Genomic DNA, 11,857 nt, shown 5'->3' with positions numbered 1-11,857 from the left:
TCGGGCCATGTGGCCATGGGAAGGGTATGAGGCACGAAGGGTCGCCGACCTCCGCCGCGCGGGGTGGGGTCGGGCCGAGATCGAGCGCTGTGAGTCCCCGACAGACCTGAACGGGGTCCGGGTCGTCAGCGAGGCGCAGGTGCCCGAGCGGGAGGCGCGGATCGCGCAGGCCCTTGCCGTCGCACCGACCGGCGGTGTGCTCAGCGGGTGGGCCGCGGCTGCCGTATGGGGCGTGCCCGCCTCCTTCCTGGACGGGACGCGCGACGGCGACTCGTTGGTGCCCGTCGACTTCTCCGTGCCTCGCGACGAGGGGACCTACCGACGTGCCGGCCTCAAGGTGCGCTACTCACCGGTGCCGTCCGGGGACGTCGCGGAGGTCGACGGGCTCCGGCTCACGAGCCCGCGACGGACGGCGTTCGACCTGGCACGGTGGGCCCGCACGGACGCCCGGGCCCTGGCGATGCTGGACCTGTCGATGCGGCACGGACTGGTCACACCCGGGGAGCTCGCGGCCTACGTGCGACCCCTGAGACGGCTGCACGGCCTCAGACGTGTCCGGGCGGCACTGCCCGAGATGTGCGACCGCGCGGAGTCGGTGCCCGAGAGCGAGCTGCGCTGGCACTGGCTGTCGATCGGCCTGCCGCGCCCGCTGGCCAACGTGGAGGTCCACGACCGCTTCGGCGTCTTCGTGGGCCGGATCGACCTGCTCGACCCGTTCACCGGGTTCGGCGCGGAGTACCAGGGCTTCTGGCACGGCATCGACGGCGCCAGGGAGGCCGACGCCCATCGCTTCCAACGGTTCGCAGCGATGAACCTGCACATCGCCGAGATCTGGAAGGAGGACGTCAGCGCGGGACGTGCCACCGGCAAGCTGCGTGACGCCTGGCACGCAGCGCAGGCGCGCGACCACCGCCTGGACGCCTGGCGGTGCCCCGGGGTCTCCCTGGCAACGCGGGCGTGAGGCCCGGGATCTCCCTGGCAACGCGGGCGTGAGGCCCGGGATCTCCCTGGCAACGTGGGTGGGTTGCGCGGGATCTCCCTGGCAACGCGGGTGGGTGGCCGGGATCTCCCTAGCCGGGCGGGTGGGGGAGGGTGAGCAAAGTGATACTCGTGGCGCCGCCCACGACGTCGTCCGGGTGGCTGGACCAGCGCAGCTGCCAGTCGCTCATGCCGTCCACCTGCGGCAGCGTCACGTCCTCGTGGTCCACGCCGCCGTTGACCACCAGCAGCACCGGCTGCCCTGCCTCGTCGCCGTCGTGCCGGCTGTCGAAGAGCGCCTGCACCAGCCGGCGCGTCGGGTCCACCCACTGCTGCTCGACCATGACCTCGCCGCTCTCGTCGAACCACCGCAGGCGCACCCGCCCCGGCACGGGGCGGTAGGCCGGGAAGTCCCGGGGACGCAGCACCGGGTGCTCCCTGCGCAGGGCGGTCAGGGCACGGGCGTCGGCGAGCAGCTTCTCCTGCCAGGGCGCGAGCCCCCAGTCGACCCAGCTGATCTCGTTGTCCTGGCAGTACGCGTTGTTGTTGCCGCGCTGGGTGCGTCCGATCTCGTCGCCGGCGGTGATCATCGGCACGCCGGGGGAGAGCAGCAGGGTCGCGAGCAGGTTGCGCACGGAGCGCCGTCGACCCGCCAGCACGGACTCGTCGTGGGTGAGGCCCTCGACCCCGTGGTTCCACGAGCGGTTGTCGCCGTGGCCGTCGCCGTTCGCCTCGCCGTTGGCCTCGTTGTGCTTGTGCAGGTATGCCGTGAGGTCGTGCAGCGTGAAGCCGTCGTGCGCGGTGACGTAGTTGACCGACGCGATGGGGCCGCGGTCCTCGTGACCGAAGAGGTCCTTCGACCCGGCCACGCGGGTGGCCAGCTCGCGCACCCCGTGGCCGGGGTGGCCGTCCAGGTCGCGCCCGACGTCGGTCAGCCAGAACGTGCGGACCGGGTCGCGGAACCAGTCGTTCCACTCGGCGAAGGGCGGAGGGAACTGCCCGGTGCGCCACCCGTGCACCCCGACGTCCCAGGGCTCCGCGATGAGCTTGACGCTCGAGAGCACGGGGTCGGTGCGCAGGGCGACGTGGAAGGAGTGGTCGGGGTCGTAGGCGTCGTCCTTGCCGCGTGCCAGGGCCGGCGCCAGGTCGAAGCGGAAGCCGTCGACGCGGAACTCGTTGACCCAGTGGCGCAGCGAGTCCAGGACCATGCGGGTGACGAGCGGCTCGCGCAGGTCGAGGGTGTTGCCGCAGCCGGTGACGTCGATGTCGTAGCCGCGCTCGTCGAGGCGGTAGTAGGTCAGGTTGTCCAGGCCGCGCCACGACAGGGTCGCACCCTGGTCACCGGCCTGCTCGCAGGTGTGGTTGTAGACGACGTCGAGGACGACCTCGATGCCGGCGGCGTGCAGCGCCTTGATGGCGCTCTTGACCTCGGTGACGACCTCCGCGGGGTCGCTCGCGGCGGCATACGCGGGATGCGGGGCGAAGAAGTTGAGGGTGTTGTAGCCCCAGTAGTTGGTCAGCCCCAGCTGCACCAGGTGCGGCTCATGGGTGAAGGCGTGGATCGGCAGCAGCTCCAGGGTGGTGACCCCGAGCGACCGGAGGTGCTCGACCACCGCCGGATGGCCCAGTGCGGCGTAGGTGCCGCGGATCTCCGGCGGCACGTCAGGGTGCAGCATCGTGAGGCCCCGCACGTGCGCCTCGTAGACCACGGTCTCACTGAGCGGCACGCACGGGCGCTCGTCCCCGGACCAGTCGAAGCCGTCGTCGAGCACCACGGAACGGGGCACGTATGCCGCGCTGTCCCGGTCGTCACGCGAGGTGCCGTCGCCGCTCCACCGGTCGTCGACCTGGTGGCCGTGGACCTCCGGACCCCAGCCGACCTCGCCGTCGACCGCGCGGGCGTAGGGGTCGACCAGCAGCTTGGCGGGGTTGTGCCGATGTCCCTCGTGCGGTGCCCACGGCCCGTGCACGCGGTAGCCGTAGCGTTGACCAGGCCCGACGCCAGGCACATGGTCCCACCAGATGCCGTAGGCACGGCGGCGCAGAGGCACCCGACGCTCGGCCCCGTCGTCGTCGAAGAGGCACAGGTCCACGGACTCGGCGTGCCGGGCGAGGACGGCGAACTCGGCGCCGTCCGGAGTCAGGGAGACCCCCATCGCGGGTGGGGTGTCGCGGGCACGTCGACGGGCAGAGGGATCCACACTCATGGTGCGCACCTTATGTGGGGTGGCCGTGGACTCGGTACGTTGGGCACATGAGTGATCCCACCTCCCTGCCCAACTTCCCACCGCCTCCGGAGGAGCACCCTCTGCGGGGCCGCGTGCTCGACGCGCTCCAGGACCTGGAGTTCGCCCCGGACCTCGACGGCCAGGGGGACGTGGCCTTCACCGCCCAGGGGCAGAAGCTCTTCGTGCGCTCGCTGGAGGGGGGCCAGGTCGACATCATGCGCACCTTCGGCCAGTGGCAGATCTCCGACAGCGTCCCGGACGACCTGACGACCCGGCTCAACGCCTGCAACGACATCTCCCTGGGGATGAACCTCGTCAAGGCCGGGATCGCAGGCGGCACCCTGGTGCTCACCGTGGAGCAGATCATCGCCAAGCGCGAGAACCCCAAGGCGAAGGTGCAGATCAGCGTGGGCCTGCTGCTGCAGGCTGTGCAGCTGTGGCACAAGAACGTCCTGGCCAAGTCCCAGCGCGACGCCGGTGTGGCGCCGCCCGAGGGTCAGCAGGAGCCCGGTCCGTGGCTGTCCGTGGCCACCCCGCGCCCGCGCCGCGAGGGTGACGTTGACGGCCGCTCCGACGGCACGGAGCCTCAGGCATGAGCGAGCAGTTCGTCCGGGTCGAGGTCGAGGGCGGCATCGCCACCCTCCGCATCGACCGGGGAAAGATGAACCCGCTCGACATCGCCGTGCAGGACCAGATCGGCGCTGCGGCGCGACAGGTGTCTGCGGACGACGACGTCGCGGCCGTGATCGTCTACGGCGGGGAGAAGGTCTTCGCCGCGGGGGCGGACATCAAGGAGATGCAGGCCATGACCTACACGGACATGGTCGACCGGGCCCCGGTCATCCAGGAGTGCTTCCGCGCCGTCGCACAGATCCCCAAGCCGACCGTGGCCGCGATCACGGGCTACGCCCTGGGCGCCGGGTGCGAGCTCGCGCTGTGCTGCGACTTCCGCATCGCGGCGGTCGACGCCAAGCTGGGCCAGCCGGAGATCCTGCTCGGTGTCATCCCGGGTGCGGGCGGCTCTCAGCGCCTGCCCCGCCTCATCGGCCCTTCGAAGGCCAAGGACCTGATCTTCACGGGCCGGATGGTCGACGCGCACGAGGCGCTGCAGATCGGTCTGGTGGACGAGGTCGTCGAGCCCGGGGAGGTCTACGCCGCGGCCCGGGCGCGGATGTCGCGCTACGTCCTCGGCCCGGCCTACGCCCTGCGTGCGGCCAAGGAGGCCGTCGACCGGGGGATGGAGACCGACCTGGAGACCGGCCTGGCCATCGAGGCGATGCAGTTCGCCGGGGTCTTCGCGACCAAGGACCGTGAGATCGGGATGACCTCCTTCGTCGAGCACGGTCCCGGCAAGGCGGATTTCGAGGGGCGCTGACCCGCCCGCACCCGCGTCGGTGTGGTCCTGAAGAAGGCCGGGTCCCGCGTGGACCCGGCCTTCTGCCTACCGGGTGGTGCGACGGTTCGGCCTCCTGGTCTGGCGCGAGACTCTCCTCGAGCTCCCGGCCGTGATGGCCGGCGTGATGTCCCTCACGCACCTGCTCGCCTGAGCGACCTCGTCCCGTCCGTCGGTCCGGGCCCGCGCGGCGGGCCCACCGGTTGACACCTGCCGCGACGGCAGGTGTCAAGATGGAGCCAGATCCCTGATCCCCGCCCACGAGAGGTCGTGACACGTGAACATCGTCGTCTGTGTCAAGTACGTCCCGGATGCGCAGTCCGAGCGCAGCTTCGAGCCCGACAACACCACCGAGCGTGAGTCGGTCGACGGGCTGCTGTCCGAGCTCGACGAGTACGCCGTCGAGGAGGCGCTCGCCATCGCCGAGGCGGGTGACGCCGAGGTGACCGTGCTGACCATGGGTCCCGAGGCTGCTGCCGCCGCAGTGAAGAAGTCGCTGCAGATGGGCGCGCACAAGGGGATCCACATCAACGACGAGGCCATCGCCGGATCCGATGCGGTCGCCACCTCCCGGGTGCTGGCCGCCGCCATCGACAAGATCGGCGGCGTCGACCTCGTGCTCACCGGGCTCGGCTCGACCGACGGCACGATGAGCGTGGTGCCTGCGATGCTCGCCGAGCGCCTCGGGCTGCCCCAGGTGACCTTCGCCTCCGAGCTCAGCGTGGACGGCGGCACGGTCCGCATCCGCCGTGACGGCGACGTCGCCAGCGAGACGGTCGAGGCCTCCCTGCCGGCCGTGGTGTCCGTCACCGACCAGATCAACGAGCCGCGCTACCCCTCGTTCAAGGGGATCATGGCGGCGAAGAAGAAGCCGGTCGAGACCTGGTCGCTGGCCGACCTGGGCGTCGACGCCGGCGAGGTCGGCCTCGGCGCCGCGTGGACGACGGTGGTCTCCATCGAGCAGCGCCCGCCGCGCAGCCAGGGTGAGATCGTGACCGACGAGGGGCAGGGCGGGGCGGCGCTCGCCGAGTTCCTGACCTCCCGCAAGTTCGCCTGAGCGACCAGACCGACAAGGAGTAGATCCCATGGCAGAAGTGCTCGTCCTGGTCGACCACGTCGACGGCACCGTCCGCAAGACCACCACCGAGATGCTCACCGCGGCCCGCCGCCTCGGCGAGCCCTCCGCGGTCTTCATCGGCACCGGCTTCGACGCCGCCCGCGACACCCTGGCCCGCTTCGGCGCGGTCAAGGCCTACCGCATCGAGTCCGCGGAGGTCACCGACCATCTCGTCGCCCCGGCGGCCGAGGCGCTCGCCCAGCTCGTCGAGCGGACCTCTCCGGTCGCCGTGCTGCTGCCCTCCAGCCTCGACGGCAAGGAGATCGCCGGTCGCCTGGCCATCAAGACCAGCTCCGGCGTCCTCACCGACGCGGTCGACGTGCAGCCCACCGACGGTGGCGTGCAGGTGACCAAGTCGGTGTTCGCCGGTGACTTCGAGGCAGTGTGTGCCTCCACCCACGGCTCGCCCGTCGTCACGGTCAAGCCCAACTCGATCGCCGCCGAGGAGGCGCCGGCAGAGCTGGCCGACGAGGTCGTCGAGGTCACCGTCTCCGACGCAGCCCGCACCGCGCGCATCGTCGAGCGCTCCGCGAAGCAGCAGACCGGCCGCCCGGCCCTCAGCGAGGCGGCCATCGTGGTCTCCGGTGGCCGCGGCACCGGCGGTGACTTCGGTCCCGTGGAGACCTTCGCCGACACCCTCGGTGCGGCGGTCGGCGCGTCCCGCGCAGCGGTGGACGCCGGGTGGTACCCGCACTCCAGCCAGGTCGGACAGACCGGTGTCTCGGTGTCCCCGCAGCTCTACGTGGCCGCCGGCATCTCCGGGGCGATCCAGCACCGTGCCGGCATGCAGACGAGCAAGACGATCGTGGCGGTGAACAAGGACCCCGAGGCGCCGATCTTCGAGATGGTCGACTTCGGCGTCGTCGGCGACCTCTTCCAGGTGCTGTCCCAGGCCGCGGACACGATCAGCGGCAGCTGAGCCCTGCTCCGGGGGTGGACCGCCACCCCCGGGGCGGCCGCGGACCGCCGGTCCCGCAGGGCGCCGTAGAATCCTGTGGAGTGACTGCCTATCTCGACCACGCGGCGACGACCCCGATCCTGGAGGAGGTCGTCGAGGTGGTGACCGCCACCATGCGGCAGGTCGGCAACGCCAGCTCGCTGCACACCTCCGGCCGGCAGGCCCGCCGCACCGTCGAGGAGTCCCGCGAGTCCATCGCGGAGGACCTGGGCGTGCGCCCCTCCCAGGTCATCTTCACCTCCGGCGGCACGGAGTCGGACAACCTCGCCGTGAAGGGCACCTTCTGGCGTCGCCACGGCGACGACCCCACCCGTCGTCGGCTGGTCGTGTCGGCGGTCGAGCACCACGCCGTCCTGGACCCCGTGGACCACCTGGTCAGCACCGGCCAGGCCGACGTGACCTGGCTCGAGCCCGACGAGCACGGTGTCGTGAGCCCTTCCGTCCTGCGCGCCGCCCTGGCGGCCGACCCCTCGTCGGCGGCGCTCGTGTCCGTGATGTGGGCCAACAACGAGGTGGGCACCGTGCAGCCGGTCGCCGAGCTGGCGGCCGTGGCCCGGGAGCACGGCGTGCCGTTCCACACCGACGCGGTGCAGGCGCTGGGGCAGGTGCCCCTGCCCCTGGGTGAGGTGCCGGTCGACCTCGTCACGCTCACCGGCCACAAGGTCGGTGGCCCCCTCGGCGTCGGCGTCCTCGTCGCCGGACGCGACCAGGACCCTGTGCCGCTGACCCACGGAGGGGGGCAGGAGCGGCAGATCCGCAGCGGCACGCTGGACGTGCCCGGCATCGCCGGGCTGGCCGTCGCCGTGCGCCACGCGGTCACCCACCAGGCCGTCCACGCCGAGCACATGACCGCCCTGCGGGACCGGCTCATCCGAGGTGCGCTCGCGGTCGACCCCACGGTCACCGTCAGCGGTCACTGGCAGCCCGGCGACGGCATACACCGCCTGCCCGGCAACGCCCACCTGCGCCTGCCCGACTGCGACGGCGACTCCCTCCTCTACCTGCTGGACGCGGCAGGGGTCGAGTGCTCCACGGGGTCCGCCTGCCAGGCCGGGGTGCCCCGACCGAGCCACGTCCTGCTGGCGATGGGCGTGTCCGAGGCGGATGCACGTGGCGCACTGCGGCTCTCGCTCGGCCACACCTCCAGCGAGGCCGACGTCGACGCCTTCCTGGCCGCCCTCCCCGGAGCGCTGGACCGTGCCCGGCGTGCCCGTCAGGCCACCGCGAGGGTGGGCTGATGCGCGTCGTCGCCGCCATGAGCGGCGGGGTCGACTCGGCGGTCGCCGCCGCTCGGATGCTGGAGTCCGGGCACGAGGTGGTGGGTGTCCACCTCGCGCTGTCCCAGTCGGCGGCCACCCTGCGGGAGAGTGCTCGCGGCTGCTGCACGCTCGAGGACGCGGGGGATGCGCGCCGGGTCGCCGACCGCCTCGGCATCCCGTTCTACGTCTGGGACATGGCCGAGCGCTTCAAGGCCGACGTCGTGGACGACTTCGTCGCCGAGTACGCCGCAGGCCGGACCCCCAACCCGTGCCTGCGCTGCAACGAGAAGATCAAGTTCGCCGCCCTCCTCGACAAGGCGCTGGCACTGGGCTTCGACGCCGTCGCGACCGGTCACTACGCCCAGGTCCGCGAGGTGGCCGACTCCGCCGCCCCCGGCGGGACACGTCGGGAGCTGCACCGCGCCGTCGACCCGGCCAAGGACCAGTCCTACGTGCTCGGGGTGCTCGACGCGGAGCAGCTCGGGCGCAGCTTCTTCCCTCTCGGCGACACGACCAAGCCCGACATCCGCGCGGAGGCGGCGCAGCGCGGCTTCTCGGTGGCCAGGAAGCCGGACAGCCACGACATCTGTTTCATCCCCGACGGAGACACCCGTGGCTGGCTGCAGCGCCGGCTCGGCGAGCAGCCGGGGCCCGTCGTCGACACCGAGGGGCAGGTGCTCGGTGAGCACCGGGGCGCCTTCGGCTACACGGTCGGACAGCGACGGGGTGTGGGCCTCACGGTCCCGCCGGCCGACGGCACGAAGCGGTATGTCGTGCGCACCGACACCCGCACCAACACCGTGGTCGTGGGTGCCCAGGAGCTGCTCGGTGTCGACCGTATCGTCGGGGACCACGCCCGCTGGTGCGGTCCGGCCCCCCAGGGGGTCGTCGAGGTCGGCGCACAGGTGCGGGCGCACGGCCAGGAGTATGCCGCACGGGCGTGGGCCGACGGCGAGGCCGGGACGCTCGAGGTGCACCTCGAGGAGCGGATCCGGGGGGTCGCCCCCGGCCAGTCGGTGGTGCTCTACCACGGGTCGCGCGTCGTCGGGTCGGCGACCATCGCCACCGCCGACCGCCGTCAGGTGTCCGCAGGGCGGGCCCCCTCGTGACCACCGTCCTGGGTCGGTTCACCGGGTTCGGTCCGCGCGCGGTGTCGTTCTGGCACGAGCTCGAGGCCGACAACAGCAAGGCCTTCTTCGACGCCCACCGCGACGTCTACGAGCGGGACATCCGCGAGCCCCTGGAGCGTCTGCTCGGTGAGGTGGCCGCGGAGTTCGGGGACGGCAAGGTCTTCCGTCCGCACCGTGACGTGCGCTTCTCCGCCGACACCTCGCCCTACAAGCTGCACGCGGGGGCGGTGGTCGGCTCCCGGGCGGCCGCCTACTACACCGCGGTCAGCGGTGACGGACTGCTCGCGGCATCGGGCTACTACCAGATGAGCCGTGACCAGCTGGAGCGCTTCCGCGTCGCCGTCGCCGACGACACCAGCGGCCCCGTGCTGGCCGGCCTGGTCGCGCAGGCCAGGGACGCCGGCGCCGACGTGGGCGGTAGCGCGCTGGCGACGGCGCCGCGTGGCTACCCTCGTGACCACCCTAGGGTCGACCTGCTGCGGCACAAGGGCCTCACACTGTCGCGGGCCTGGCCCGAGCACGGCTGGCTGCGCACGCGAGAGGCGCTGCGACGGGTCGTCGCCCTCTGGCGGGAGACCGAGGACATCGACGCCTGGCTCGACGAGCACGTCGGCCCGTCCACCGAGGAGCCTCCCGGGCGGTGAGGGCCGTCACCCCGGTCGGGTGCCCGGGTCAGCCCGCCGGTGTCGCGTGGTCCCGGTCCTGCGGCGGTATGCGGTAGCGCCCCGCCTCGGGGCGCTCGACCAGGGCGTCGTCGACCAGGTAGCGCCGCAGCATCGCCACGTCGTCGTGGAACTCGCGCAGCAGGCTGTTGAGCTCCACCTCGGAGAGCTCGAGACCGTGCGGGAGGGAGTGCGCGACCCAGCTGAGAGCGGCGACCCGTCTCTCCTCGCGGCGGGGCACCTGGACGAGACGCCCGGACGGGTCGACGAACGGTCGCAGCACGTCGGGCACCGGGGGGGCGAGCCACGCTGTGCCGGTGGTCCATCTCCCCACTGTGCCACTGCGAGCCTGCCACGACGAGGTGGGCTTCACCACAGACGTGGGCGCTCCTGTCGACGGCTTTGCGGGACTACGCTGTTGACATGGGTGATGACGAGGGCTCACGCGGCGCCGACGCATCTCCGGAACAGCGGGACACCGGGCCGTCCCCCGCCTGGTCACCGACGGTCACGACGCTGGTCGCGCTCAGCCTGGCGGTCCTCTTCTTCTGGCTCTCACTGACCCCGTCGCTGATGCCGCGCTCCGGCTTCTTCCAGGGCGTCATCGGCGGTGCCTCCGCCGCGTTCGGCTATGCGCTGGGGCTGGTGGTCGTCCGTGCCTGGCGCTTCTTCCTGGAACGGCCGGCACCCGGGGAGGCCTCGCGGCCGGTCGCGCTGGCGGTCGCCCTCATCGCGTCGGTCGGCACCGTCCTCGTGCTGGTGAGACACCGGGCCTGGCAGCGCGAGCTGCGAGAGCTGATGGGTGTCGAGCTGGTCGGCTGGGCCCACCCGTTCGTGGTCATCGCCGTGGCGCTGCTGGTCTTCGTGCTGGTCGTCGCGCTGGCGCGCGTGTTGCGGTGGGTCTACCGCCGGCTGGACCGCGTCGTCTCCCGGGTCGTCCCGCGACGGGTGTCGGCGCTCATCGCCGCCGTGGCGGTGCTGGCCCTCACGTTCGGCATCCTCAACGGGGTCGTCATCGACAACGCGGTGCGTGCTCTCGACGCGTCGTTTGCCCAGGTCAACGGCGAGCTCGAGCCGGACACGCCGCAGCCGGCCGCCGCGGAGGTCTCCGGCAGCCCTGAGTCACTCGTGACCTGGGAGTCACTGGGGCGTCAGGGACGCAGGTTCATGGCGGGGGCCACCAGCGTGGACGACCTCGAGGCATTCAGCGGCAGGCCGGCGAGCCAGCCCGTGCGGGCCTATGCCGGCATCGCCTCCGCCGACGACATCGAAAGCACGGCGGAGCTCGCCGTCGACGACCTGGAGCGGGCGGGCGGCTTCGACCGTGCGGTGCTGTCCGTCGTGACCACCACAGGCACGGGATGGGTCAACGAGAACTCGGCCGTCGCCCTGGAGTACCTCTACAACGGTGACACCGCGCAGGTCAGCATGCAGTACTCCTACCTGCCCAGCCCGCTGTCCTTCCTCATCGACCAGGGCCGTGCCCGTGCGGCCGGCCGTGCGCTGTTCGAGGCCGTCTACGCCCGGTGGGAGCAGCTGCCACAGGACGAGCGACCGCTGCTCGTCGTCGCCGGCGAGAGCCTGGGGTCCTTCGGCGGCGAGACACCGTTCGGCAGCGCCGCCGACATGCGTGCCCGCATCGACGGGGCCCTCTTCGTGGGACCGCCCTTCATGAGCGACCTGTGGCGGGAGTACGTCGACAACCGCGACCCCGGGTCACCGGAGTGGCTGCCCGTCTACGAGGAGGGACGGACGGTGCGCTTCGCCGCCCGGCCCGACGACCTCGGGCGTCCGACGGGGGAGTGGGGAGACACCCGCGTGGTCTACCTCCAGCACCCCTCGGATCCTGTCGTCTGGTTCGACTTCTCCCTGGCGGTGCGCAAGCCCGACTGGCTGGAGGAGGAGCGGGGCTACGACGTGCTGCCCAGCACCCGCTGGTTCCCCTTCGTGACGTTCCTGCAGGTCGCCGCGGACCTGGCGCTCGCCGAGGGGGTGCCCCCGGGCCACGGCCACCAGTACGGCGCGGACCCTGCGAACGGCTGGGCCGCGGTGCTGCAGCCGCAGGGGTGGGGGGACGACGACACCGAGCGTCTCCGCGAGGTGCTGCTCGTCCGCGACCAGTGACCGTTGCC

Annotated in this window: 11 protein-coding genes; 9 read left to right on the top strand and 2 right to left on the bottom strand. The window is 72.1% G+C overall.

Annotation, left to right across the window (positions count from 1 at the left end; all coding sequences use genetic code 11):
* Nucleotides 1-7 precede the first annotated feature (7 nt).
* Nucleotides 8-961 carry a hypothetical protein gene (locus LVO85_RS01640; RefSeq protein WP_232745660.1) on the top strand — a complete coding sequence of 318 codons (954 nt, stop codon included), beginning with the start codon at nt 8-10 and terminating at the stop codon, nt 959-961.
* A gap of 109 nt (nt 962-1,070) precedes the next feature.
* On the opposite strand, the gene glgX is transcribed toward LVO85_RS01640, so the two are convergent.
* Complete coding sequence (gene glgX, locus LVO85_RS01635) at nt 1,071-3,185, bottom strand: glycogen debranching protein GlgX (protein WP_232745659.1); 2,115 nt, start codon at nt 3,183-3,185, stop codon at nt 1,071-1,073.
* 47 nt (nt 3,186-3,232) lie between these two features.
* Between glgX and LVO85_RS01630 the strand changes: the two genes are divergently transcribed.
* The 7 genes from LVO85_RS01630 to LVO85_RS01600 all read left to right on the top strand — a co-directional run bounded on the left by LVO85_RS01630 (nt 3,233) and on the right by LVO85_RS01600 (nt 9,707).
* A complete protein-coding gene (locus LVO85_RS01630; RefSeq protein WP_232745658.1) occupies nt 3,233-3,802 on the top strand; it encodes a hypothetical protein in 570 nt (189 codons plus the stop codon).
* A complete protein-coding gene (locus LVO85_RS01625) occupies nt 3,799-4,581 on the top strand; it encodes an enoyl-CoA hydratase/isomerase family protein (protein ID WP_232745657.1) in 783 nt (260 codons plus the stop codon). The genes LVO85_RS01630 and LVO85_RS01625 overlap by 4 nt, the downstream gene beginning before the upstream one ends.
* A 295-nt stretch (nt 4,582-4,876) precedes the next feature.
* Nucleotides 4,877-5,656: an electron transfer flavoprotein subunit beta/FixA family protein gene (locus LVO85_RS01620; RefSeq protein WP_232745656.1), complete on the top strand. Its 780-nt coding sequence runs from the start codon at nt 4,877-4,879 to the stop codon at nt 5,654-5,656.
* A 28-nt stretch (nt 5,657-5,684) separates the two neighbouring features.
* Nucleotides 5,685-6,635, top strand: a complete 951-nt coding sequence (locus LVO85_RS01615) for an electron transfer flavoprotein subunit alpha/FixB family protein (protein WP_232745655.1) — start codon at nt 5,685-5,687, stop codon at nt 6,633-6,635.
* 80 nt (nt 6,636-6,715) lie between these two features.
* On the top strand, nt 6,716-7,912 hold the full coding sequence (locus LVO85_RS01610; protein WP_232745654.1) for a cysteine desulfurase family protein: 1,197 nt from the start codon (nt 6,716-6,718) through the stop codon (nt 7,910-7,912).
* A complete protein-coding gene (gene mnmA, locus LVO85_RS01605) occupies nt 7,912-9,042 on the top strand; it encodes a tRNA 2-thiouridine(34) synthase MnmA (RefSeq protein ID WP_232745653.1) in 1,131 nt (376 codons plus the stop codon). The genes LVO85_RS01610 and mnmA overlap by 1 nt, the downstream gene beginning before the upstream one ends.
* Complete coding sequence (locus LVO85_RS01600) at nt 9,039-9,707, top strand: DUF2461 domain-containing protein (protein WP_232745652.1); 669 nt, start codon at nt 9,039-9,041, stop codon at nt 9,705-9,707. The genes mnmA and LVO85_RS01600 overlap by 4 nt, the downstream gene beginning before the upstream one ends.
* Nucleotides 9,708-9,735: 28 nt before the next feature.
* Here the strand turns inward: LVO85_RS01600 and LVO85_RS01595 are convergent, their stop codons facing one another.
* A complete protein-coding gene (locus LVO85_RS01595) occupies nt 9,736-10,008 on the bottom strand; it encodes a DUF2087 domain-containing protein (RefSeq protein ID WP_232745651.1) in 273 nt (90 codons plus the stop codon).
* Between the two features lie 140 nt (nt 10,009-10,148).
* On the opposite strand from LVO85_RS01595, the gene LVO85_RS01590 reads away from it, so the two are divergent.
* Nucleotides 10,149-11,849, top strand: coding sequence for an alpha/beta hydrolase (locus tag LVO85_RS01590; protein ID WP_232745650.1), 1,701 nt, complete (start codon nt 10,149-10,151; stop codon nt 11,847-11,849).
* The last annotated feature ends 8 nt before the right edge of the window (nt 11,850-11,857 follow it).

The organism is Ornithinimicrobium sediminis (genome assembly GCF_021272345.1).
Taxonomy (GTDB): Bacteria; Actinomycetota; Actinomycetes; order Actinomycetales; family Dermatophilaceae; genus Ornithinicoccus; species Ornithinicoccus sediminis_B.
This window is presented reverse-complemented; position numbering and strand designations above follow the sequence as displayed.